Raw genomic sequence first — 20,602 nt, forward strand, 5'->3', positions numbered from 1 at the left:
GGATCTGATGGCGGCATGACAAGCAGAAGCAAAGCGAAAAAGCGCAGCTAGGAACTAAACTGGAAACGTCCCCTTGGGAATGTTAGGAAGCAGAGGCCGAAAATGAGAACATGTCTCGTCGTCGATGACTCCAGCGTCATTCGAAAGGTCGCACGCCGTATCCTGGAAGGTCTTGATTTCCAGATCATCGAAGCTGAGGACGGCGCGAAAGCGCTCGACGCCTGCAAGCGCGCCATGCCCGAGGCGGTCCTGCTCGACTGGAACATGCCCGTGATGGACGGTTATGAATTCCTCGGCAATCTGCGCCGCATGCCCGGCGGCGATGCGCCCAAGGTGGTGTTCTGCACCACCGAAAACGATGTCGCGCATATCGCGCGCGCGCTGCATGCCGGTGCCAACGAGTACATCATGAAGCCGTTCGACAAGGACATCGTCACCGCCAAGTTCCAGGAAGTCGGATTGATCTGATCTGTCTGGCCGATCCGGCGGCTCATCGGCCTTCGGCGTTATCTTGCTAAATGTGCCGTTCGAGTCGTTCCTGGTGAAGTAATGAGTATTGCGTTGACAAGTGCCCCGGCCCCGACTTCGACCCGGCAGGACAAGCTGCGCGTCATGGTGGTCGACGACAGCGTCGTCATCCGCGGGATGATTTCGCGCTGGATCGGAGCCGAGCCGGACATGGAGGTCGCGGCCTCCTTGCGCACCGGCCTCGATGCCGTCAACCAGCTCGAACGCATCAACCCCGACGTCGCCGTGCTCGATATCGAAATGCCGGAGCTCGACGGCATTTCCGCGCTGCCGAAACTGCTGGCGAAGAAGCGCGATCTCATCATCATCATGGCCTCGACGCTGACCCGCCGTAATGCGGAAATCAGCTTCAAGGCGCTGTCGCTTGGCGCCTCCGACTACATTCCAAAGCCCGAAAGCACGCGCGAGGCTTCCGCAGCCGAAACCTTTCGCCACGATCTGATTCAGAAGATCCGTCACCTCGGCGCCAAGGTCCGCCGCACCGCGCCCGCGCATGTGGGCCCGGCTCCGACGCCGGTCCACGAGCGGCCGCGTGAAGCCTCCGCCCGGGCGCCGATGGCGTCGCCGGCGCCGGTAGCGCAATCGCAACTGACACGCCGTCCGTTCAGCACGCTGGCGCCGCGCGTGCTCCTGATCGGTTCGTCGACCGGTGGTCCGCAAGCATTGATGTCGCTGGTCACCGAAATCGGGCCCGTGATCGATCGCTTTCCGGTTTTGATCACACAGCACATGCCGCCGACCTTCACCACGATTCTGGCCGAGCATCTGGCGCGTTCGAGCCGACGACCCGCGCATGAGGCCGTCGATGGCGAGATCGTCAAGGCCGGCCGGATCTATCTTGCTCCGGGCGGCCGCCATATGCGGGTCGTGCGCCATGGCGCTGACGTAGCGATCGCGCTCGACGACGGCCCGCCGGTGAATTTCTGCAAGCCTGCGGTGGATCCGTTGTTCACCTCCGCGATCGAGGTCTGGCAGGGCGGCATCATGTCCGTGATCCTGACTGGCATGGGCTCCGACGGCATGCGCGGCGGCAAGGATATTGTCGCGGCCGGGGGCAGCGTGATCGCCCAGGACGAGGCGACGAGTGTGGTGTGGGGTATGCCGGGTGCGGCGGCGAATGCCGGCATTTGCGCCGCGATATTGCCGCTCAATCAGATCGCGCCGAAACTGGTTCGGTTATTTTCGGGAGATCGTTCGTGACACCCCAGGACTATGAGTATCTGCGTAAGCTTCTGAAAGAGCGTTCCGGACTGGACCTGTCCGCGGACAAGCAATATCTGGTCGAGAGCCGTCTAGTGCCGCTGGCGCGCAAGGCGAGCCTTGCCGGGATTCCCGAACTCGTTCAGAAGATAAAGTTCGGCGCCGACGCGCTGACCGCGGAGGTGGTCGAAGCGATGACCACCAACGAGACGTTCTTCTTTCGCGACAAGCTTCCGTTCGATCATCTGAAGGATGCGGTCCTCCCGGCGCTGCTGCAGGCGCGCGCGGCGCGTCGTTCCCTGCGCATCTGGTGCGCGGCTTCCTCCACCGGGCAAGAGCCGTATTCGATTGCGATGTGCCTGAAGGAAGCCGGCTCCATGCTGGCGGGCTGGCGCACCGAGATCGTTGCGACCGACCTTTCGCTGGCCGTGCTGGAAAAATCCAAGGCCGGCATCTTCAGCCAGTTCGAGGTGCAGCGCGGCCTGCCGATCCAGATGCTGGTGAAGTATTTCACGCAGAACGGCGAGCTGTGGCAGCTCAACGCCGACATCCGCAGCATGGTGCAGCACCGTCAGCTGAACCTGCTGCAGGATTTTTCTCATCTCGGCACGTTCGACGTGATCTTCTGCCGCAACGTCCTGATCTACTTCGACCAGGACACCAAGGCCAAAATCTTCGAGCGCATCTCGCGCATGCTCGAACCCGATGGCGTTCTGGCGCTGGGGGCTGCCGAATCCGTGGTCGGAATCACCAACGCCTTCAAGCCCTATCCGGATCGGCGCGGGCTCTATCGTCCGAATGCCGCACCCGCTGTTGTGCGCCCCGGAGTCGCGACTCTGGTGCCACAGCCGCCGAGGTCGGTTGCTTCGGCGCGCTGATCTATCGGTCAGTCGGTGGCGTTTACAGAATCGCGTGCGGCACGAACCGTGACGTGTTGCCGGTGATCGGATTTTCGTCCTCGCGGACCGACAGTCCGCACGGTGTGTGATCGACCAGCCAGCTTCCAAGCACCGCGTATTGGTCGGAAAAGCTCGGCAGCGACGCGAAAGCCTGCAGGATGAATCCTTCCGCCCCATACGGGCCCTGCTGTTCCATCAGCGTGGAGCCGGCGCTGACGAGCGTGACATTTGCCCCTTCGCGCGAATAAAGCGGCTTGCGCACGAACGAGGAGCCGAGCATTGCCGCCTTCGGGTCGTCCTCGAAGTAGGCCGGCAGCAAATTGGGGTGTTTCGGAAACATCTCCCAGAGCAGCGGTAGGACACCCTTGTTGGAGAGGATCGCTTTCCACGGCGGCTCGATCCAGCGCGTCGGCGCGCTCGACAACTTCACGCCGAACGCGTCTTGGAACATCCATTCCCAGGGGTAGAGCTTGAAGGCAAGCTCAATTGCGCGTTCGTCGAGATCGACGAAGCGGCCATCGCCCCCCAGTCCGACGTCCTTGATGTCCATCAGCGTGGTCTTCAATCCGGCCTGAACAGCGGTGTCCTGCAGATAGGCCAATGTGCCGGCGTCCTCGGCATTATCGGTCATCCCGGTCAGATGCAGGTGCTTGGCGCTGCCGTGTTTTTTCCAGGCGTCGATCAGGCGTTCATGGATCGAGTTGAACTGGTCGGCGCGCTTCGGGATGATGTTGCGTTCCATCGCCTGTTCAAGCCAGGTCCACTGGAACACCGCCGCTTCGAAAATCGAGGTCGGGGTATCCGCGTTGTACTCCAGAAGTTTTGCCGGGCTCCAGCCGTCGTAGCTCAGGTCCAGCCGGCCATAGAGGCTAGCGTCGCGGCGGCGCCAACTCTCCGACAGCAGTGGCCAGAAGGCTTCGGGTATTTTCAACCGGCGCAGATATTTTTCATCATTGATCGCGCGGCCGACCACCTCGAGGCACATCGCCTCGATCTCGCCGGTGGGCGCTTCGATCCGCCGTTCGATCTCGTTCAGCGTGAACGCGTAATAGGCCCGTTCGTCCCAATAGCGTTCGCCGCCGATCGTGTGAAAGGTGAATCCGACGCTTTCGGCGGTGGCACGCCAGTCGTCGCGTTCGGGGCAGGGGATGCGCTGCATGGCATTCAGCCGCCAGAGAAACCGACGGCGTGCCCGAACGAACCGAAGCCGCTGCGCACGACATGACTGGATCCGGAATCGGACGGGCCGGAGGCCGACGGGCTCGAGGAGGAACCGCCGGAGTAGTAACTGCTCCGCGAGGACGATCCACCACCGGAGCCGCCGGAGCTGCTGGATGAAGATCCGCGGGGCTGGCATTCGGGGTTGTTTTGCAGGAGCGACGGCTGCGCCGTGTTTGGCGGCTGCTCGCATTTGTTGCGCGGCATCAGCGTGTAGGCGGCGGCGCCGACCGCAAGCGTGCCCATCAGAAACAGCGCGACGTGGCCGGAACGCTTTGTCGGCTGGCCCGGCGGTTGCGTCACGGGCGGCACAGATGGTTTGCGCGTGCCGAACTCGCTGCTGGGTTTGGGGGGCTTGTCCGCCATGGTCAGTAGATCATGCTTGCAGCGTTGAGCGCGCCCGCAGCCAGCGAGGCAAGTCCGAGCCAGATCGCGGCGGCGAGTTCGCCGCCCGCAATCCGCTGCGACAAATTCGGCACCGGTATCTTGACGATAAAGAAGACGATGATCTGCACGATCAGCGCGACAATGGCCCAGATCAGGCAATCCCAGACATTGGCGGAATGAGCTATGGCGCTGACCAAAGGCAGCGCGAAACCGACCAGGCTCAGGCCCAAGGCGATCGCCGCTGCCGGATTGTTGTCGCGGATCAGCAGGAATTCGTCATGTGGCGTGACGCGGGTATAGACGAAGAGGTAGGCGACGACGGCGACCAGCGCCGTACAGAAATAGACCAGAAACGCCGGTAGCCCGGCGAGCGATTGCAAGATCATTGATGACGCCCCGACCCCGGCCGGTCCCCACGTTTGCACGACCTATTGGTCGGCGCATCGGCGAGGTCGGTTCAATCCCCAACAAATCTGCCCAAGCGAATCTGCCCAAACAAAAGCTTCCCAAACAAAAACCCCGCCATTCGCGGCGGGGTCCAGTCGGGAGGAGTGAGCCTTGCAGCTCGCCGTAAACCCTGGTCAGGCGGGAATGCGCTCTTCGACTTCGTGCGGCTCGCGCAGCACGTAGCCGCGGCCCCACACGGTCTCGATGAAATTGCGGCCTTCGGAAGCGTTCGCCAGCTTCTTGCGCAGCTTGCAGATGAAGACGTCGATGATCTTCAGCTCGGGCTCGTCCATGCCGCCATAGAGGTGGTTGAGGAACATTTCCTTGGTGAGGGTGGTTCCCTTGCGGAGCGAGAGCAGCTCCAGCATCTGATATTCCTTGCCGGTCAGGTGGACACGCTGGCCACCGACCTCGACCGTCTTGGTGTCGAGATTGACCACGAGATCGCCAGTCTGGATCACCGACTGGGCGTGGCCCTTGGAGCGGCGCACGATCGCGTGGATGCGGGCGACCAGTTCGTCCTTGTGGAAGGGCTTGGTCATGTAGTCGTCGGCGCCAACGCCGAGGCCCTTGACCTTGTCCTCGATGCCGGCGAGGCCGGAGAGGATCAGAATGGGGGTCTTGATCTTCGACACCCGAAGCTGCTTGAGCACGTCGTAGCCGGACATGTCGGGCAGGTTGAGGTCGAGAAGGATAATGTCGTAATCGTAAAGCTTACCGAGATCGACGCCTTCTTCTCCGAGATCCGTCGTATAGACGTTGAAACTCTCGGATTTGAGCATCAGCTCGATCGACTGCGCGACGGCGCTGTCATCTTCTATCAGCAAAACGCGCATGCCAGTCCCCTATAGTCGCCGCTCCGGGCGTCAGGTCGGCCGCACTTGCGGCACTCAAAACGCCTTTGAACAACTGATTCGGATCCTGACAGAGACATGGTTAACAAATACTGATTCGTGTTCGCAAGCTCTAACCGTGCAATTTTTATCGAATCGCCCTAAGATATTGCGTCGAAGCAGCTTTTCCTTACCGTGCTCGTTCAAGTTCCACTTTAAGAGACGGGCCTAACCGACTCCCGCGACTCATCCTTCTTCTGATGGGCGAGCGCTCTCAGTCACCAAAGACAGTGACGCAATGATTAACGATGCGGGTAAACACGAGGTTAAGCGCCCCCTTCAAAAGCGTGAAAACTTAAGGTTTTCGCAATGAAGGCGCTCGCGGAACAGATCGGCGACGTCGACGGCGTCAATATATATGGCCGTGTCGTCGGCGTGCGCGGACTGATGGTCGAGATCGCGGGGCCGATCCATGCGATGTCGGTCGGCGCCCGGATCGTGATCGAGACCGGCGGCAATCGCTTCATCCCCGCCGAGGTGATCGGCTTCTCCGGCAACAATGCGGTGGTGATGCCGTTCGCCGGCCTCGACGGCGTCAGGCGTGGCTGCCGCGCCGTGATCGCCAATGCCGCGGGGCAGGTGCGGCCGTCGCCTTCCTGGCTCGGGCGCGTGCTCAATGCGATGGGGGAGCCGATCGACGGCAAGGGGCCGCTCACGCAAGGCCCGTCGCCGACGCCGTATCGGAACGCGCCGCCGCCGGCACATTCGCGCCAGCGGGTCGGGGCGCCGCTCGATCTTGGCGTGCGCGCCTTGAATACCTTCCTGACCTGCTGCCGCGGCCAGCGGCTCGGCATCTTCGCCGGCTCCGGCGTCGGCAAATCGGTGCTGCTGTCGATGCTGGCGCGTAATGTCGACGCAGATATTACGGTCATCGGGCTGATCGGAGAACGCGGCCGCGAGGTGCAGGAATTCCTGCAGGACGACCTCGGAGATGAAGGTCTGGCGCGCTCGGTCGTGGTGGTGGCGACCTCCGACGAGCCGGCCCTGATGCGCCGGCAAGCCGCCTATCTGACGCTCGCGATATCAGAATATTTTCGCGATGAGGCCAAGGACGTGCTGTGCCTGATGGATTCCGTGACGCGCTTTGCGATGGCGCAGCGCGAGATCGGGCTGTCGGCGGGCGAGCCGCCGACCGCCAAGGGCTATACGCCGACGGTGTTCACCGAATTGCCGAAGCTTCTGGAGCGGGCAGGGCCGGGCATCAGCGCCGGCACCATCACCGGCATTTTCACCGTTCTGGTCGATGGCGACGATCATAACGAGCCAATTGCGGACGCGGTGCGCGGCATCCTCGACGGCCACGTCGTGATGCAGCGATCGATTGCCGAGCGCGGGCGCTTTCCTGCGATCAACATCCTCAAATCGGTCTCCCGCACCATGCCGAAATCGGCCGATCCGGCCTTTCTGCCGGTGATTATGCGGGGCCGTCAGGTGATGGCGACCTACGCCGATATGGAGGAGTTGATCCGGCTCGGCGCGTACCGGGCGGGGTCGAGCCCGGAGGTCGACGAGGCGATCCGGCTGCATGAGCCGCTGGAAGGGTTCCTGCGCCAGGGCAAGGGGGAAAAAGCGAGCCTTGCCGATGGCTACCAGCAATTGGCGCAGATCCTGACTAATTTGGAAACGGAACGCTAACTTTGTCAGGCCATCATCCCCGCACACGAAAAGTCTTGCTGGCGGGGCCCCCGGGGGAAGCCGGCTTTGTCCCGCTTTCAGATTGGGACTTCTGGGGAGTATGAGTCGATGAAGTCACGTGAAACGCTGATCCGCCTGAAGAAGTTTCAGGTCGATGAAAAGCGCCGAAGGGTTACCCAGATCGAAGGCATGATCGCTGATTTCCAGCGTATGTCGGTCGATCTTGAGCGTGAAATCCAAACCGAGCAGGATCGGGCCGGGATCAACGATCCCACGCACTTCGCCTACCCGACCTATGCCAAGGCGGCGATCCAGCGGCGCGAGAACCTGACCCGTTCGGCCGACGAACTGCGCATCCAGCTCGAAGACGCCAAGAGCCTGCTCGGCGAAGCCTTCGAGGAGCTCAAGAAGGTCGAGCTGCTGGACGAGCGTGACCAGGCGCGCGAACGCGCCGAGGAGAACGCCCGGGAGCAAGCCGACATGGATTCCATCGGCCTGATGCGCGCCCGCCTCGGCGCCATCGCCTGACGCTCTACCTCCTTTAATCCGATCGTCGATAACCCGGGCCGCAAGGTCCGGGTTTTTCTTTGATAATGTCCACAGTCAGGCGTCTTGGTGGCTGATTTGCTGCAAGGTATGCTAGGAGGGGTTCTCGATACCTTCCGGCGTAAAGCGCGATGGGGGATCGCGATTTGGGGGACGCTGAATGCTGACGCCAGCCGAGCTGGTTTGGCTGATTGCCGCTGTGGCGAAGGGGGATGAAGCCGCTTTTGAGCGGCTTTACGCCGCCACGCGCGCGAAACTCTTCGGTGTCGTGCTGCGTATCTTGCGCCGACAGGATCTCGCCGAGGAGGTCATTCAGGAGACCTACGTCAAGATCTGGAACAGCGCCGGACAGTTCAATCCGGCACTTGCGTCGCCGATCACGTGGATGGCGTCGATCGCGCGCAACCGGGCGATCGACGTCGTGCGCAAGAAGAGCGAGGTGTCGATCGAGGAGGAGCCGACGGCGATGGAAGTGGCGGCCGATTCACCCGATCCGCTGGCGCGGCGCGAGATGACGGAGGAGTTGAAACGGCTCCTGGAGTGCGTCGGCCGTCTCGAGCCGGATCGGCAGAAACTGGTGCTACTGGCCTATTACAATGGCTGGAGCCGCGAGCAACTGGCCGCCAAATTCGAGACGCCGGTGAATACGGTGAAGACGTGGCTGCGTCGCAGCATGATGGATATCCGGGAGTGTCTCGGGCTTTGAATTGTGAGTTCTTGGAAGGTGTCTTGGACGTTGGATGATGGCCTATAGCGAAGACCATATCGCGCTCGCCGCGGAATATGCGCTCGGCACCCTCGATGCCGACGAGCGCGCGCAGGTCGAGACCATGATGGCCGTCGACGCGGAATACACCGCCATCGTCCATGCCTGGGAATACCGGCTCGGCGTCCTCAACCAGATGGTCGGCTCGGTCGAGCCGCGGCCGATCGTATGGGAGAACATTCAGCGCGCGGTCGGCCATTCCGGACCGCAGGCGCCGCTGGCGCTGCCGGAAGCAGCAACCGCTCCGCGGGTTGCGCCCGCAACTGCCGAACAGGCTCCGGCCGCTGACAGTTCTGCCACCGACAGCTCGGCCAACGACAATTCCAACATCGCCAACTCCAGCGCCGCCAACTCCAGCACCGCCAACTCCAGCGTCGACAATTCCAACGTCATCCAGTTGTCGGGCCGGGCACGGCGCTGGCGCAATGTGGCCTCGTTCGCCACCGCTGCCGCCGCGGCGCTGATCGCGATGCTGGCGATGCAGGTCTATTCGCCGGATCTGTTGCCGAACGCCCTTCGTCCCAAGGTGCGCACGCAGGTGGTCGAGGTCAAGACGCCGCCACTGCCGGCGCCGCCGTCGGCGCAATACGTTGCGATCTTGCAGCGGAACGGCGGCGCGCCGGCGTTCATCCTCACGGTCGACGGCGCGACCAGGAATTTCACGGTCCGCAAAGTTAACGCCGATGCGGAAGCCGGCAAGAGTTTTGAGCTCTGGCTGGTCTCCGACAAGCTGCCGCAGCCGCGCTCGCTGGGCGTGATCGGCGGCGCCGAGTTCACCGCGCGCAACGTGCTGGCGTCCTACGACGCCGCCACGATCAACACCGCGACCTATGCGGTGACGGTCGAGCAGGCCGGCGGATCGCGTGACGGCAAGCCGAACTTGCCGCCGGTGTTCGCCGGCAAGCTGATCGAGACGGTGCCGGCCGCTCGTTAACGCCTGCGTCCTACTCAGAAGGGCGCCTCATGGTGAGGAGCGCGTCTTCGCGCGTCTCGAACCACGCTTTGCCCTTCGGGCTACGCGTGGCGCAGCCACTTACCAAAACGGCAAAGCGTGCCCGGCGAAGCCCAGCGGGCGAAGACGGGCTCCTCAGGATGAGGTTTGTGGGTGTCACGGCGATGGCGCAATAGGCCCAACGTGCCTCACCCCACAAAAAGAAAACGCCCGTGGGGAGCGGGCGCTTTCGTTAGTCAACTTGGGGGTAGTTGGGGTCTTCTATTTATCCACGTGGCGACTTTTGGGGGGCTGTTAAGTGCCGCGTGAATTCGTGAATTCCTTTGTTTGCGTGCGACCTGTCAGCGTACGACGCTGTTGCCTGAACTCGTGACCACGACCGGCTTGCCGGCCTTCATCACCTTGGTGCTCGCGGTCTGCTGGTAACCTTCATCGGAACTGGTGCGCGCCGAGATGCCGAAGCCGGCGACCAGGATACCCACAACCAGTGCAACGACCACGATCTTGAGATGGGTCATGCGATCCGCGCTGTAAATCGAGTGGTTCATCGAAGACTCCTGCCCGCCTTCCCCTGTGTCAATTCGTCGGGATCATCCGGACACAGGTTCAACGTCTCGGCACAGCAAACGTAGGAATTAGCTGTTTCGTTCCACAGATGCGATCACAAGCCAGTGAAAAGACGTGAAAGGCCGCGATGCGAGGGTCCGTGACGATGGTCAGAAATCGATAATTACTGAATTATTTCAACTTATTAACTCGACATTTCCGCTTTTGTGGCAAAGCGGCCTGGGGCAGCCCGATTTTAACAAACCGTTTGCCTGTGGCGAAAATGCCTCGCCGCGCCCCTGCTGATTTTTGCGCCGGAACTAGACGCTGCCGACCGTTTTCAGCCGGGCGCGCGGGTGGATTTCAGCCTGCGACAGCACGGTGGTCTGGGCGCGGAACCGCTCCACCAGCGAGCGCACGAACGGGCGGATCGCCGCCGACGTCACCAGCACCGGCGCCTCGCCCTCCTGGGCGGCGCGCTCGAAGCTAACGCGCACCGCGGTCATGAACTCCGACAGTTTTGACGGCTGCATCGCCAGGCTGCGGTCTTCGCCGCTGCCGACGATGGATTCCGCGAACGCCTGCTCCCACCGCGCCGACAGCGCGATCAGCGGCAGATAGCCGTTGTAGGAGGTGTTCTGGGCGCAGATCTGCCGCGCCAGCCGGGCGCGGACGTGCTCGACCATGGTGGCGGGGTTGCGCGAGAACGCCAGCGCATCGGCAATGCCCTCCAGGATGGTCGAGAGGTCGCGGATCGAGATCCGCTCCGCCAGCAGCAATTGCAGCACGCGCTGGATACCCGACATGGTGACCTGGCTCGGCACGATGTCCTTGACCAGTTCGCCCTGTTCCTTCGGCAGGTCCTTGATCAGCTTCTGCACCTCGCCATAGGACAGCAGGTCCGACATGTTGCTCTTCAACAGCTCGGTCAGGTGCGTCGACAGCACGGTGGCGGCGTCGACGACGGTATAGCCCTTGAGCGACGCCTCTTCCTTCAGGCTGGCGTCGACCCAGGTCGCGGGCAAACCAAACGTCGGCTCGATGGTGTGGATGCCGGGCACGCCGACCTGGTTGCCGGCGGGGTCCATGACCATGAACTGGTTCGGCCAGATCTTGCCGGTGCCGGCGTCGACTTCCTTGATCTTGATGATGTAGGTGTTGGCCTCGAGCTGGACGTTGTCGAGGATGCGCACCGCCGGCATCACAAAGCCCATTTCGACCGCGAGCGAACGGCGCAGCGCCTTGATCTGCTCGGTGAGGCGGTCGGTGCCGTCGGGGCCGTTGACCAGCGGCAGCAGCGCATAGCCAAGCTCGATCTTGAGATCGTCGATCTTGAGCGAGTTGGAGATCGGCTCTTCCGCCGCCGCACTGGCGGCCGCAGCTGCAATGTCGGGCGCGGCGAGCTCGGCGGCTTCGGCCGCCCGGGTGACGCGGTTGCGGTTGCGCGCCTTCCAGGCCAGCGCCGCGGCGCCGCCGCCGAGCGCCAGGAACGGCAGCATCGGAATGCCCGGCAGCAAGGCCAGCACCAGCATCACGCCGGCCGACATGCCGAGCGCCTGCGGATAACCTGAGAGCTGCTTCATCAGCGCCTTGTCGGCCGCACCGGTGATGCCGGCCTTGGAGACCAGCAGGCCCGCCGCGGTCGAAACGATCAGCGCCGGCACCTGGGTGACCAGGCCGTCGCCGACGGTCAGGATGGTGTAGGTGCGGGCGGCATCGCCAAAGCTCATGCCCTGCTGGGCGACGCCGATGATGATGCCGCCGATGACGTTGATGAAAACGATCAAAAGGCCGGCGATGGCGTCGCCGCGCACGAATTTTGAGGCGCCGTCCATGGCGCCGAAGAAGCCGCTTTCGTCTTCCAGTTCCTTGCGGCGCTTCTTGGCGCTGGCTTCGTCGATCAGGCCGGCGGACAGATCAGCGTCGATCGCCATCTGCTTGCCGGGCATCGAGTCGAGCTGGAAGCGAGCCGCGACTTCGGCGATGCGGCCCGAACCCTTGGTGATGACGATGAAGTTCACGATCACCAGGATCGCGAACACGATAATTCCGATCACGAAATTACCGCCCATCACGAAATTGCCGAAGGCTTCGATGACGTGGCCGGCCGCCGCCGTGCCCTCATGGCCGTGGCTCAGGATCAGCCGGGTCGAGGCCATGTTGAGCGACAGCCGCAGCATGGTCGAGATCAGCAGCACGGTCGGAAACGACGAGAATTCCAGCGGCGCCTGGATGAACAGTGCCGTCATCAGGATCAGGATCGACACCGTGATCGAGATCGCCAGGAACAGGTCCAGCACGATTGCGGGCAGGGGGAGGATCAGCACCACCAAAATGGTGAGGACGCCGAACGCCAGCGCGAGATCGCCGCGCCGCAGGACGTTGCCGATTTCACTTAAGGAGGGGAATCCGCCGCTCGCCCCTGTGCCTTGACCTGCCGTGACGTCGACCATGCTTGCAGCTCCTCGCGAATGCCGGCCGCGGCCGCCAGACGTCTTCGCGGCGGCCGAAGGGCCGCCGCTCCGTAAGTGAGGCACCGCACTGGCGTCCACGGGGGTTCCTCCCGTTCTACGCGGCTGACGACACTCGACTTCACTGGGCAAATTTTGCCCGGTGTATGGTTAGCAAAGTGTTAATTTCCGGGATTTGGGCCGTCGTTTGGCCGCCGGTTTGCCCCTCATACATCCGTGTCATACCCGCGCAGGCGGGTATCCAGTACGCTGCGGTTTCTCGGTTCTTTCGCCGTCATTCCGGGGCACCGCGCAGCGGTGAACCCGGAATCTCGAGATTCCGGGTTCGATGCTGTCGCATCGCCCCGGAATGACGGAACACACACCTTCGCGATCTCGCGACACGATGTGCCCGAGTGGTTGATTCCGTTTCTCCCAAAATCAAGGGAGCCGGGAATGCCGGATGCGCGCTGCACCCGCGGTCTCGTGTGCGGTTGTGCAACAAGATGGTGCACACGAGCATACAGGGCAGCGGAGAGCATCCGACATTCCCTGCGCAATGGCTTTACGGCTTATCGTGCTCTCCCCGGTGAACGGCTCTTTTGCCACCGTTGCGCCCTGAGAGGCAGTTGCCTCCAGGTGCGTTGACGCCAGCATCGCGGCGTCAGGACCACACGACTTCGCCGTACGCTCTCGTGCCGTTCGTTATCGGCACTACCAGCGTCCACCGCAGCCCATCCCACGTTCGTGACGATCGCGATACGCCCCTCGTGAAGGGATGAGATGGGGGCAATGTGGCGGTGAGTCGGGGGAGGCGTCAAGAAAAATTTCTGAAAAGCGGAAAATCGGATTGTGAGGCCCTGGTGGCCATCGTTCAGTTTAGGTCTGTAAGGCGGATTCAAGCTAGCGCGCAGGTCGATTGCTTGCGGAAAGCCCATGATGCCGGTGAGTTGAGGGGGAGAAGCCGGAATGTCTTTTCGGGAGGGACTGGATGGCCGGGACGAAACCGTTTTCCCTGGTCGCGAAGTCGTCCTGAAACAGAGCGCCGGTAGGCTATTCCCGCTCAAACAAGGGGAAGCTCAACCAAGGGGAACGGTCATGTTAGTCGCCATTCTCAATTCGATTTACCGCCATTTCATCACGGCTGCCATCGTTGGCATGGCAGTGACCCAGGGGAGCCGCCGATGACCGAGCTCGTGGCAGCCCTGTTGGCCTTCCTCAGCATAGGCGTTTTCGTGGCGCACGCGTTGGACGCCTATCGCACCGGCTAGATGGTGCGAAAATTGCCGGTGTGCGGACAGTCGTGCCCGCTCCTTTAATTAAGTTTCATTTCTGACAGACCCCGGTCCGTGCGGGTTCATGATCCGCCTCGTTATTCAGCCAGAACTCGAAAAGAGCTAAGGCCGCCTCAGTTGGCGGCCTCTTTCGTTGCCGGACCGCCTTGCGTTGAATTCGTCGTCAAGCCGCAATCTGTAGCGGCTTGCCGATGTCGACCGACCGGGCGCATTCTTGCCCCCATGGGCGGACCTTCCAAAGAGCGGATGTGGGGTTCAACGATCCAGCGGGCGGAGCAGCGCGCCAGGGAGACACGATTCACGGCCGACGTCGCCGCCTGCGAAGCCTGGAACGTTCGTATGCAGGGCTACGGCGGGCCGGCGCAGCCGTCGCCGCCGATCGGTGATGCGCTGAATGCAGGGTTTCGGTATCTCGAAGTCAAATGCGCGGGCTGCAATACCCACAGCACCGTGGACCTGACGACGCTTCGACGCCCGCGTCAAACGCCGATCTGGCAGCTTGAGCAGCGCATGCGCTGCCGGCCATGCTCGGAGATGCGCGGCCATCCCTACAAGCGCGGCCACCTCGTGCGGCTGCGGCGCACGAACATCACCACGCGGCAGGATGCCGAGCCCTGGTATCCGGGCGATCAGCGGGACCGGCATTGATGAAATACATCGCCAGTTGCCTTGTCGTTTTCATAACAATCAGCGCGTTCGGACCAAGCGCCGCTGAGACGAACCGGCTAGTGGCACGTTCGGTCGTTCAAGTCGATTGTTCAGCCTATCAGCGGCAAATTGACGGGACCTGGGTCGCGCTTCGGCAAAACAAGGTCATGCGCGACAGCAATGTTGCAAGAGAGATCATTCCCGGAGACGATCTTGAGGTAGCAAAGATGACGGATGGAAAATTGCTCAAAGGGGTGCTCAACTCGGTGTGCGCCTCCATGAAGGACCGTAGGGTGGATTGAGCCGAAGGCGTAATCCGCCATCTTTGTTTTTGGTTCGGTCGGCGGATTACGCTGTCGTAATCCTACGCGCTCAGTAACGGTCGTTCGAGCGATGGCCCGAAAGCTCGGGATGCCTTTCGCTAGTTGAGTTCGGGGGAACCGGGTTGAGAAATCGAGCGAGGGCAGCGCCTCAGTTAGCCCAATAAATTCGCAGAGGCCTCGCTTGGCGGCGAGCAAGCACCGGGGCGGAAGTTACAGCTTTCCGCCGGCTTGTTTCTGTGGTACCATGGTTTATGGCAAAGACAGCTGTGGTACCAAAGAAAAAGCGGGGGCCGCCGCCGACTGGCAAGGGCATTCAAGTTGGCGAGCGCTGGCATCCTTCCGAACTGGCCGCAATTGATGCCTGGATTGCATCATCATCCGACAAAACAATTACCCGAGCGCACGCCATCCGCCGCCTGGTAGCGCTGGGTCTAAAGGCGAAGGCGAAATAACAATCGACAATACACCGAGGGCAACATGATCTCAGTTTTGATTGGTGTTTTGATTATCGTCGTCGTCGGCGCAATCTGCTTTTGGGCCATCGACAAGTTCGCCACCGACGGCCGACTGGCAAATCTGCTCAAGTTGCTCGTGGTGCTCGTCTGCCTCGGCGCGATTGTGCAACGCGTGCTGCCGCTGACATATTAGCGAATGCCCCCTGCGTCTGATCGCAATGTGCAATCTCTATTCGATCACGACAAACCAGGAAGCGATCAGCCGGCTGTTCCGCGTCGTCAACCGGTACGTCGGCAACCTCGCGCCGATGCCCGGCGTGTTCCCCGACTATCCCGCGCCAGTCGTGCGCAACACCGATCACGGCAGCGAACTGGTGACGATGCGCTGGGGCATGCCGCCGCCGCCGCGCACCGGCGGGCCGCCGGTCACCAACATCCGCAACACCTCGTCGCCGCACTGGCGCGGCTGGCTAAAGCCGGCGCACCGCTGCCTGGTGCCGGTGAACAGTTTTGCGGAATACGCGCCGGAGCCCAATCCGGACACGAAAAAGAAGGATGTGGTCTGGTTCGCCCTCGATGACGACCGGCCGTTGTTCGCCTTCGGCGGCATCTGGACCGAATTCACCGGCGATCGCGGCACCAAGTCGAAGCCGATCGCTGGTCCACACAACGTCTACGGCTTTCTCACCACGACGCCGAACGCGATCGTCGAGCCTGTTCACCCCAAGGCGATGCCGGTGATCCTGACCACCGACGAGGAGCGCGACGTCTGGATGCGGGCGCCGTGGGATGAGGCCAAGGCGCTGCAGCGGCCGTTGCCGGATGATGCCCTGAAGATCGTGGCGCGCGGCGCTGACAAGGAAGACAAGCTGGTGGCAGCGTGAGCGAAGACGGCTGGCAGGGTCGCAGGCTCAGAGCACAGCGGATCAAGCCGCGACGGATTGCGGTTCCGGCTTGGCGGCCATCACACCGGCGCGCCTGACATTGAGAATCTGCCACTTCGAAGTATCGAAATAATCGGCGGCCTTGGTCTCCGCGGCTGCGGCATCCGGTGCCTGAATGGCCGTGTGGAATTTCCTCGCACCGTCACTCAGCGTAATTCTGAAAACCTGCATTCTAGAGCCCCTCCAACGTAGTGAAAGGGTGGAGCGAGCAGGGTTAATTTTTGGTTACCGACGTTTGGGATGCGGGCGCCGCAGGACGCCAATAAGCGAAGCCCTATTCGCGTGCCCGGCGCAGGGCGGCTTCCAGCTTCTGTTTTTGCTGGTCCCAACGGTCCTGCTCGGCTTGCGTGCGCTTGTCCAGTGCGGCGCGCTCGGCTTCGAGGGCGCTGACCGTGCTGTCATGCTCCCGCCTGGCCTCGTCGAGTGCTGCGTTCGCCTTCGCGACCGCCTGCTCACGACGCTGTCGTTCCTTCGCCCTTGCCGCCGCTTCTTTCCGGCGCTCGGCCTCGCGCTGCCTCTCGGCGCGCTCATACTCTAGCGCGGCCTTACGAGCTGCCTTGTCGTCGGTCTTGCGGGGCGGCTGCTTTTTCGGTTTCGCGCGTCGCTTTGCTGGGCGGCCTTCGATCTCGTCGCCGGCGAGGTCCGTGGGCAAACCGGCATGTTCGGTGAAGCGGCCGTTCGAGCCGACCGGGCGCCTGAGAACGACGCCCGGCTTTGCCATCGTCGCGGCGACAACTTCCGGGTCGGTGCTTTCCCTGGCGGCGCCTTGATGAAACAGATTGCTCTCCGCGCCCCAGGCGTCCAGGGCCGCCTTCATCGATGGCGCCGCTACTGCCTGGTCGTAGAAGCCGAGCGAAGTTTGATAGGTCTTGAGTTTTCTCGCCATGAAGTGTGCGCCGGGTCGTTTCCGCTCGTCGCCTTGTATCACGGCGGGGCCATCGCTGCCCGATGCCCGGACGAGCGCATGGTGGCGGTGTTTCCAGGCCTGGAATTCCGGCGGGAGCCGAGCGGTTACTTCTGCTCGGACTTGGTCGCGGGGACCGGCTCCGGCTTGCGCGTCCGCACGACGATGGCGTCGCCTTGCTCCGCAATGCCGATGTTTCGGACCATAGCTGGGTTCGGAGCTTGATCAGGCGCAGGCGGGCTCGTCTCGGCGCTTGCGGTGCCGACCGAAACAAGGATGGCGATAACCAGCAGCTTCGTCATTGGTGTCTCCATCGATTTGATGAGGACAGCATACGGCGCCAGAACCGGAGTACCGTGATGACGATCACAGTCGTAGGGGCTGCGACCTGCCCCATGGAGGATGATGCCGCAGGACCCCTCGCGTCGCTGTGCCGGGGATCACATGATGTCGCTCGGGCGCCGACGAGATCAAAAAGCGCCGTGGTGGCCTGACAGGATGATCCGCCCTCGGGTTGTTTTGGAAATCCCCAGGCCGGATTGACCGGCGGCAGAGGATACGGCAGTTTAGCGAAATTGATTGAAACGCATTGTTCCCGATTGCAGATACTGATGGATAACAGCGCCGAATATTGGCGAAGCGCCCTGGCGGCCCACGACCAGGCGCGGCGGGCCACCAATGAAGCGGACAGGGCTGCCTGGCGACGGATCGCCGAGAGCTTTACGACTCTGTTCCGACAAGTCCAGAATGAAGAACAAGTGGCCGCCATCGAAGCCGGCCGGGTGGAGACGAGCGACGTTGTCCCGACGCATTAGGGACGCAGCGTAAGGCGAAGCCGTCGCGGCCGGCGGGCGCCCCGTAGTTCTGCCCCGTAGTTCTGCCCCGTCGTTCTGCCCCGTCGTTCTCCTGCCGTGAACAAAGTTTCCCGTGTCGCAAGGCCGCCTCAGTTGGTGGCCTCTGTGCTTGCGATTGAAACCGAACGGTTAGGGCGGCGTTGTTTGCCCGGACAATATCAAGCCGCCGGGAGCGCGGCCACCGACTGGAACCAGACGGCGGGCAGGGCATTGAAGCTCCATGAAGATAGCCAAAGCAATCCGCCAGCAGGCTATTACCGCGGAACGCGTAGCCGCGAGCGCCGCTGACGCGTATGTTGCCAACCAGATGAAATCGCTGGCGCAGGCCTTCAGAGCCCAGGCCGAAATCCTCAAGAAGAAAAAGAAAAAGAAGAAAAAATGAGCTTTTCCGTCAGAGCCAAGTGCCAGCACGGCGAACTGCTGCACCACAGGAAGAGCGCCGAGGCTGCGCTCAAGAAGGCGCGGGAGATGTCGCGAAACGGCTGTTACGACATCTACATTACGACGCCCGAGGGGCGGGACTACCACTCATCCGAGTTTGCGGATTTGCCTCGTTCGCCGGTCGCAGGGCGAACTGTGCAGAAAGCTGCCCACCCACCGCAAAGGTCGGGTCCGATTTCGCGCCTTCCGAAATAGCGCCCTGCGTGATTTGCGTCACGGCAAGGCAGACGGCCGCCCGGCATAGTCGCTCCAGTTCACCGGCGCACAGCGCCATAAACCGGAGTGGGTCAAATGACCGCCGTGGCCGACTCGAACACGCCAGCCAACGAGATTCTTGCCGACGAAGCGATGCAATCCGTGACCGGTGGCACCGCGGGTAATTACGTCGATGATGGTGGCACTATCGTCGATAATTCCGTGAATAATGGCCGGAGCAACGGCGTGGCCGCTGTCTCCAACCTTCACCATCTTGGCCAGAGCAGGCGATAGCGGGGAAGGCCGCGCGACATCCGAGGAACGAGGAGTAAGTCCGCCTCAGTTGGCGGTCTCTTTGGTCAAGGCATTTCTTCTATCTGAGTGAGAATTTTGTTTTATCCGGGCGCGAATTTTGAAATGCTCCGCAGGACCGTAGCGGCGGATTGGGCCACAGGGATAATCCGCCCTTTGTATTCGGCCCGGCGGTGGATTACGCTGTCGCTCATTCGTCCTGCGCATTTTAGACAAGCATTGATTTTTTCTGATGGAATATCGCGGCAAGAATTATCTGGTTTTCGAAGGCGACCAGCCAGATTCGTGGAGGTGGGCGGTGACGCTTGACGACCTCACCACCAAAACCGGCGAAGCAAGGACACGGGGCGAGGCCCTCACTCAGGTGGTACTGGCCGTCGATCGGGCACTTTCAAAATCGGGCAGCCGGTGAAATCGTCGTCGCGGGGGTTCGCGCCGGAAAGTCCTTGATTTCAAACTGAGACATTTATCGGCAATCCAGCGCCCTGAACATGACCGGGAATTAATCCGCCCCGAATTGAACTTTTCGCGCGGCTGACCCGTCTATCTATCGAAAGCAATTCAAGGAGTTTTCGCCATGCGCCGCAATATCTCGCTTGCCATTCTGGCAGCCGTTTCTGCTTTGACCGTCGCCGGATCGATATCGCCGGCCGCAGCTGAGCCCATCCAGGACCGCTATTGCCTGCAAGGCCGCCAGTGGGGCTATCCCGGCAATTGCCAGTTCTCCAGCTATCAGCAGTGCATGGCGACCGCGTACGGAACCGATGCCTATTGCGGCATCAACCCGATGGCAGCCTACGCCTATCATCCGCGCGCCCGATATCAGGGACGATACTACTGAGCCAGAGCCACTGATCCGGTACTAATGATCCAGGGCTGGCCTGAGCCGCAGGGCTCAATCCGCCCTGCGAGCATCGAGTCGAGCTGGCCCGTGCGCTAGTTCGTCAACCGTCCGCGACAAAAAAGCTTTGTGAAAGCGGATTGGATCGAGGCCACGTCGGACGCGACCGTAAAATATTTGCCGGCGCAAATCCGATCTTAAGCGCTGCTTGACCCGGATCTACCACCGGTGGCGGCCACCGCCGTTATTGCCTGCATTTCAGTGCGAGGTTTTTCGCGTTTGCGCGAGGTTTTTCGCGTTTGCCGGATGGATGGTGTATGATGCCGCATGGCAAAAACAAAAGTGACCTTCAAGACCGTCCGGATTGCAGATGATAACTGGACTATCCAGGCAGATTATCCCGGCAGTGAACAACGCGAAATCACTGGGCTGACCAGCAAGGCAGACGCCGACGACTGGATGAACGGAAACCGCAAGGTCGCGTGGCTCCGATCTCAGGGCTACGCCAAGTGACCCGGTAGGGCCGGGGCCGGATCAGCCCAGGGGTCCGCGTCAGGCGCGGCCCGATGACAGGTTCCGACGTCATCCGCCATTTGTCTTTGGTCCGGACGGCGGATTGCGCTGTCGGCTATTACGCGCCAGCACGGGCCGTCGGCTACTTGGCGGGAATGGCCGGCTGAACCGGTGCCGGACCGGGCGGCGTCGGCTTGATCGGCGATTCAGGCTGCGTCGGACTGACGGTCGCGCCGGCGTCGTTCGCCGTGTTGAATGTCGTGCCGGGAGGGTTCTTGGCAGGCTGCCGGTCAACGATCAGGTTGGTGTGATCCACCAGGAATATGGCGGCCATCGAGATGGTCGCGACAATCGCGGCAATGACCACGGGTTTTCGCAGAACGATTGCCATACAAGGCAACGGCCGTCTG

Annotated in this window: 28 protein-coding genes; 18 read left to right on the plus strand and 10 right to left on the minus strand. The window is 62.0% G+C overall.

Annotated features, from left to right (window positions below; translation table 11 throughout):
- Window positions 1-102: 102 nt before the first annotated feature.
- From ACSQ84_RS30345 to ACSQ84_RS30355, 3 genes are all read left to right on the plus strand, one after another.
- Complete coding sequence (locus tag ACSQ84_RS30345; RefSeq protein WP_192739881.1) at window positions 103-468, plus strand: response regulator; 366 nt, start codon at window positions 103-105, stop codon at window positions 466-468.
- A gap of 81 nt (window positions 469-549) precedes the next feature.
- Window positions 550-1,728: a protein-glutamate methylesterase/protein-glutamine glutaminase gene (locus tag ACSQ84_RS30350; RefSeq protein ID WP_436215413.1), complete on the plus strand. Its 1,179-nt coding sequence runs from the start codon at window positions 550-552 to the stop codon at window positions 1,726-1,728.
- Window positions 1,725-2,606, plus strand: coding sequence for a CheR family methyltransferase (locus ACSQ84_RS30355; protein WP_436215414.1), 882 nt, complete (start codon window positions 1,725-1,727; stop codon window positions 2,604-2,606). The genes ACSQ84_RS30350 and ACSQ84_RS30355 overlap by 4 nt, the downstream gene beginning before the upstream one ends.
- A gap of 22 nt (window positions 2,607-2,628) precedes the next feature.
- Here ACSQ84_RS30355 and ACSQ84_RS30360 read toward each other — a convergent pair whose 3' ends face one another.
- From ACSQ84_RS30360 to ctrA, 4 genes are all read right to left on the minus strand, one after another.
- A complete protein-coding gene (locus tag ACSQ84_RS30360; RefSeq protein ID WP_436215415.1) occupies window positions 2,629-3,786 on the minus strand; it encodes a glutathionylspermidine synthase family protein in 1,158 nt (385 codons plus the stop codon).
- Between the two features lie 5 nt (window positions 3,787-3,791).
- Complete coding sequence (locus tag ACSQ84_RS30365; protein ID WP_436215416.1) at window positions 3,792-4,211, minus strand: hypothetical protein; 420 nt, start codon at window positions 4,209-4,211, stop codon at window positions 3,792-3,794.
- 2 nt (window positions 4,212-4,213) lie between these two features.
- Window positions 4,214-4,618: a DUF350 domain-containing protein gene (locus tag ACSQ84_RS30370; protein ID WP_436215417.1), complete on the minus strand. Its 405-nt coding sequence runs from the start codon at window positions 4,616-4,618 to the stop codon at window positions 4,214-4,216.
- A gap of 195 nt (window positions 4,619-4,813) precedes the next feature.
- Complete coding sequence (gene ctrA, locus ACSQ84_RS30375; RefSeq protein WP_007600544.1) at window positions 4,814-5,515, minus strand: response regulator transcription factor CtrA; 702 nt, start codon at window positions 5,513-5,515, stop codon at window positions 4,814-4,816.
- Between the two features lie 366 nt (window positions 5,516-5,881).
- Here ctrA and fliI point away from each other — a divergent pair, with 366 nt between their 5' ends.
- From fliI to ACSQ84_RS30395, 4 genes are all read left to right on the plus strand, one after another.
- Window positions 5,882-7,207 carry a flagellar protein export ATPase FliI gene (gene fliI, locus ACSQ84_RS30380; RefSeq protein WP_436215418.1) on the plus strand — a complete coding sequence of 442 codons (1,326 nt, stop codon included), beginning with the start codon at window positions 5,882-5,884 and terminating at the stop codon, window positions 7,205-7,207.
- A gap of 108 nt (window positions 7,208-7,315) precedes the next feature.
- Window positions 7,316-7,735 carry a flagellar export protein FliJ gene (gene fliJ, locus ACSQ84_RS30385; RefSeq protein ID WP_212210152.1) on the plus strand — a complete coding sequence of 140 codons (420 nt, stop codon included), beginning with the start codon at window positions 7,316-7,318 and terminating at the stop codon, window positions 7,733-7,735.
- 178 nt (window positions 7,736-7,913) lie between these two features.
- Entirely contained in the window at window positions 7,914-8,459 is a 546-nt protein-coding gene (locus ACSQ84_RS30390; RefSeq protein WP_436215419.1) for a sigma-70 family RNA polymerase sigma factor, read from the plus strand.
- A 37-nt stretch (window positions 8,460-8,496) separates the two neighbouring features.
- Window positions 8,497-9,453 carry an anti-sigma factor gene (locus ACSQ84_RS30395; RefSeq protein ID WP_436215420.1) on the plus strand — a complete coding sequence of 319 codons (957 nt, stop codon included), beginning with the start codon at window positions 8,497-8,499 and terminating at the stop codon, window positions 9,451-9,453.
- 359 nt (window positions 9,454-9,812) lie between these two features.
- Here the strand turns inward: ACSQ84_RS30395 and ACSQ84_RS30400 are convergent, their stop codons facing one another.
- Together ACSQ84_RS30400 and flhA are read right to left on the minus strand one after the other, a co-directional pair.
- The gene (locus ACSQ84_RS30400; protein ID WP_436215421.1) at window positions 9,813-10,019 is read right to left on the minus strand and encodes a hypothetical protein; all 207 of its coding nucleotides are present in this window, start codon (window positions 10,017-10,019) and stop codon (window positions 9,813-9,815) included.
- A 318-nt stretch (window positions 10,020-10,337) separates the two neighbouring features.
- Window positions 10,338-12,470 (minus strand): flagellar biosynthesis protein FlhA, encoded by a 2,133-nt coding sequence (flhA, locus tag ACSQ84_RS30405; protein WP_436215422.1) that lies wholly within the window; start codon window positions 12,468-12,470, stop codon window positions 10,338-10,340.
- A 1,631-nt stretch (window positions 12,471-14,101) separates the two neighbouring features.
- Here flhA and ACSQ84_RS30410 point away from each other — a divergent pair.
- The 5 genes from ACSQ84_RS30410 to ACSQ84_RS30430 all read left to right on the plus strand — a co-directional run bounded on the left by ACSQ84_RS30410 (window position 14,102) and on the right by ACSQ84_RS30430 (window position 16,072).
- Window positions 14,102-14,410: a hypothetical protein gene (locus ACSQ84_RS30410; protein WP_436215423.1), complete on the plus strand. Its 309-nt coding sequence runs from the start codon at window positions 14,102-14,104 to the stop codon at window positions 14,408-14,410.
- The gene (locus ACSQ84_RS30415) at window positions 14,410-14,712 is read left to right on the plus strand and encodes a hypothetical protein (protein ID WP_436215424.1); all 303 of its coding nucleotides are present in this window, start codon (window positions 14,410-14,412) and stop codon (window positions 14,710-14,712) included. Before ACSQ84_RS30410 ends, ACSQ84_RS30415 begins: the two co-directional genes overlap by 1 nt.
- A 272-nt stretch (window positions 14,713-14,984) precedes the next feature.
- Window positions 14,985-15,185 carry a hypothetical protein gene (locus ACSQ84_RS30420; protein WP_436215425.1) on the plus strand — a complete coding sequence of 67 codons (201 nt, stop codon included), beginning with the start codon at window positions 14,985-14,987 and terminating at the stop codon, window positions 15,183-15,185.
- A 25-nt stretch (window positions 15,186-15,210) separates the two neighbouring features.
- Window positions 15,211-15,381: a hypothetical protein gene (locus ACSQ84_RS30425; RefSeq protein WP_154070762.1), complete on the plus strand. Its 171-nt coding sequence runs from the start codon at window positions 15,211-15,213 to the stop codon at window positions 15,379-15,381.
- A gap of 25 nt (window positions 15,382-15,406) precedes the next feature.
- Window positions 15,407-16,072, plus strand: coding sequence for an SOS response-associated peptidase (locus tag ACSQ84_RS30430; protein ID WP_436215426.1), 666 nt, complete (start codon window positions 15,407-15,409; stop codon window positions 16,070-16,072).
- Window positions 16,073-16,114: 42 nt separating this feature from the next.
- Here the strand turns inward: ACSQ84_RS30430 and ACSQ84_RS30435 are convergent, their stop codons facing one another.
- The 3 genes from ACSQ84_RS30435 to ACSQ84_RS30445 form a co-directional block, all read right to left on the minus strand.
- Window positions 16,115-16,303 carry a hypothetical protein gene (locus tag ACSQ84_RS30435; RefSeq protein WP_436215427.1) on the minus strand — a complete coding sequence of 63 codons (189 nt, stop codon included), beginning with the start codon at window positions 16,301-16,303 and terminating at the stop codon, window positions 16,115-16,117.
- 103 nt (window positions 16,304-16,406) lie between these two features.
- The gene (locus ACSQ84_RS30440) at window positions 16,407-17,018 is read right to left on the minus strand and encodes a cell envelope biogenesis protein TolA (RefSeq protein ID WP_436215428.1); all 612 of its coding nucleotides are present in this window, start codon (window positions 17,016-17,018) and stop codon (window positions 16,407-16,409) included.
- Between the two features lie 125 nt (window positions 17,019-17,143).
- Complete coding sequence (locus ACSQ84_RS30445) at window positions 17,144-17,338, minus strand: hypothetical protein (protein ID WP_436215429.1); 195 nt, start codon at window positions 17,336-17,338, stop codon at window positions 17,144-17,146.
- 309 nt (window positions 17,339-17,647) lie between these two features.
- Here ACSQ84_RS30445 and ACSQ84_RS30450 point away from each other — a divergent pair, with 309 nt between their 5' ends.
- The 6 genes from ACSQ84_RS30450 (at window position 17,648) to ACSQ84_RS30475 (ending at window position 20,192) form a co-directional block, all read left to right on the plus strand.
- Window positions 17,648-17,851 (plus strand): hypothetical protein, encoded by a 204-nt coding sequence (locus tag ACSQ84_RS30450; RefSeq protein WP_436215430.1) that lies wholly within the window; start codon window positions 17,648-17,650, stop codon window positions 17,849-17,851.
- 259 nt (window positions 17,852-18,110) lie between these two features.
- Entirely contained in the window at window positions 18,111-18,272 is a 162-nt protein-coding gene (locus ACSQ84_RS30455; protein ID WP_436215431.1) for a hypothetical protein, read from the plus strand.
- A 350-nt stretch (window positions 18,273-18,622) separates the two neighbouring features.
- Entirely contained in the window at window positions 18,623-18,820 is a 198-nt protein-coding gene (locus ACSQ84_RS30460) for a hypothetical protein (protein ID WP_436215432.1), read from the plus strand.
- A gap of 250 nt (window positions 18,821-19,070) precedes the next feature.
- A complete protein-coding gene (locus ACSQ84_RS30465; RefSeq protein ID WP_436215433.1) occupies window positions 19,071-19,250 on the plus strand; it encodes a hypothetical protein in 180 nt (59 codons plus the stop codon).
- Window positions 19,251-19,415: 165 nt separating this feature from the next.
- A complete protein-coding gene (locus tag ACSQ84_RS30470) occupies window positions 19,416-19,679 on the plus strand; it encodes a DUF3551 domain-containing protein (RefSeq protein ID WP_436215434.1) in 264 nt (87 codons plus the stop codon).
- 327 nt (window positions 19,680-20,006) lie between these two features.
- Window positions 20,007-20,192, plus strand: coding sequence for a hypothetical protein (locus ACSQ84_RS30475; RefSeq protein ID WP_436215435.1), 186 nt, complete (start codon window positions 20,007-20,009; stop codon window positions 20,190-20,192).
- A gap of 142 nt (window positions 20,193-20,334) precedes the next feature.
- Here ACSQ84_RS30475 and ACSQ84_RS30480 read toward each other — a convergent pair whose 3' ends face one another.
- Window positions 20,335-20,583, minus strand: coding sequence for a hypothetical protein (locus ACSQ84_RS30480; protein WP_436215436.1), 249 nt, complete (start codon window positions 20,581-20,583; stop codon window positions 20,335-20,337).
- Window positions 20,584-20,602 lie beyond the last annotated feature (19 nt).

It is taken from the genome of Bradyrhizobium sp. LjRoot220 (assembly GCF_964252915.1).
Classification (GTDB): domain Bacteria; phylum Pseudomonadota; class Alphaproteobacteria; order Rhizobiales; family Xanthobacteraceae; genus Bradyrhizobium.

Excerpts from the sequence above, each read along its gene's own strand:
- ACSQ84_RS30345 (WP_192739881.1), top strand. The coding sequence starts at position 103 with ATGAGAACATGTCTCGTCGTCGATGACTCCAGCGTCATTCGAAAGGTC.
- ACSQ84_RS30350 (WP_436215413.1), top strand. The coding sequence starts at position 550 with ATGAGTATTGCGTTGACAAGTGCCCCGGCCCCGACTTCGACCCGGCAG.
- ACSQ84_RS30360 (WP_436215415.1), bottom strand. The coding sequence starts at position 3,786 with ATGCAGCGCATCCCCTGCCCCGAACGCGACGACTGGCGTGCCACCGCC.
- ACSQ84_RS30365 (WP_436215416.1), bottom strand. The coding sequence starts at position 4,211 with ATGGCGGACAAGCCCCCCAAACCCAGCAGCGAGTTCGGCACGCGCAAA.
- ACSQ84_RS30370 (WP_436215417.1), bottom strand. The coding sequence starts at position 4,618 with ATGATCTTGCAATCGCTCGCCGGGCTACCGGCGTTTCTGGTCTATTTC.
- ctrA (WP_007600544.1), bottom strand. The coding sequence starts at position 5,515 with ATGCGCGTTTTGCTGATAGAAGATGACAGCGCCGTCGCGCAGTCGATC.
- fliI (WP_436215418.1), top strand. The coding sequence starts at position 5,882 with ATGAAGGCGCTCGCGGAACAGATCGGCGACGTCGACGGCGTCAATATA.
- fliJ (WP_212210152.1), top strand. The coding sequence starts at position 7,316 with ATGAAGTCACGTGAAACGCTGATCCGCCTGAAGAAGTTTCAGGTCGAT.
- ACSQ84_RS30390 (WP_436215419.1), top strand. The coding sequence starts at position 7,914 with ATGCTGACGCCAGCCGAGCTGGTTTGGCTGATTGCCGCTGTGGCGAAG.
- ACSQ84_RS30395 (WP_436215420.1), top strand. The coding sequence starts at position 8,497 with ATGGCCTATAGCGAAGACCATATCGCGCTCGCCGCGGAATATGCGCTC.
- ACSQ84_RS30400 (WP_436215421.1), bottom strand. The coding sequence starts at position 10,019 with ATGAACCACTCGATTTACAGCGCGGATCGCATGACCCATCTCAAGATC.
- flhA (WP_436215422.1), bottom strand. The coding sequence starts at position 12,470 with ATGGTCGACGTCACGGCAGGTCAAGGCACAGGGGCGAGCGGCGGATTC.
- ACSQ84_RS30410 (WP_436215423.1), top strand. The coding sequence starts at position 14,102 with ATGCAGGGCTACGGCGGGCCGGCGCAGCCGTCGCCGCCGATCGGTGAT.
- ACSQ84_RS30415 (WP_436215424.1), top strand. The coding sequence starts at position 14,410 with ATGAAATACATCGCCAGTTGCCTTGTCGTTTTCATAACAATCAGCGCG.
- ACSQ84_RS30420 (WP_436215425.1), top strand. The coding sequence starts at position 14,985 with ATGGCAAAGACAGCTGTGGTACCAAAGAAAAAGCGGGGGCCGCCGCCG.
- ACSQ84_RS30425 (WP_154070762.1), top strand. The coding sequence starts at position 15,211 with ATGATCTCAGTTTTGATTGGTGTTTTGATTATCGTCGTCGTCGGCGCA.
- ACSQ84_RS30430 (WP_436215426.1), top strand. The coding sequence starts at position 15,407 with ATGTGCAATCTCTATTCGATCACGACAAACCAGGAAGCGATCAGCCGG.
- ACSQ84_RS30435 (WP_436215427.1), bottom strand. The coding sequence starts at position 16,303 with ATGCAGGTTTTCAGAATTACGCTGAGTGACGGTGCGAGGAAATTCCAC.
- ACSQ84_RS30440 (WP_436215428.1), bottom strand. The coding sequence starts at position 17,018 with ATGGCGAGAAAACTCAAGACCTATCAAACTTCGCTCGGCTTCTACGAC.
- ACSQ84_RS30445 (WP_436215429.1), bottom strand. The coding sequence starts at position 17,338 with ATGACGAAGCTGCTGGTTATCGCCATCCTTGTTTCGGTCGGCACCGCA.
- ACSQ84_RS30450 (WP_436215430.1), top strand. The coding sequence starts at position 17,648 with ATGGATAACAGCGCCGAATATTGGCGAAGCGCCCTGGCGGCCCACGAC.
- ACSQ84_RS30455 (WP_436215431.1), top strand. The coding sequence starts at position 18,111 with ATGAAGATAGCCAAAGCAATCCGCCAGCAGGCTATTACCGCGGAACGC.
- ACSQ84_RS30460 (WP_436215432.1), top strand. The coding sequence starts at position 18,623 with ATGACCGCCGTGGCCGACTCGAACACGCCAGCCAACGAGATTCTTGCC.
- ACSQ84_RS30465 (WP_436215433.1), top strand. The coding sequence starts at position 19,071 with ATGGAATATCGCGGCAAGAATTATCTGGTTTTCGAAGGCGACCAGCCA.
- ACSQ84_RS30470 (WP_436215434.1), top strand. The coding sequence starts at position 19,416 with ATGCGCCGCAATATCTCGCTTGCCATTCTGGCAGCCGTTTCTGCTTTG.
- ACSQ84_RS30475 (WP_436215435.1), top strand. The coding sequence starts at position 20,007 with ATGGCAAAAACAAAAGTGACCTTCAAGACCGTCCGGATTGCAGATGAT.
- ACSQ84_RS30480 (WP_436215436.1), bottom strand. The coding sequence starts at position 20,583 with ATGGCAATCGTTCTGCGAAAACCCGTGGTCATTGCCGCGATTGTCGCG.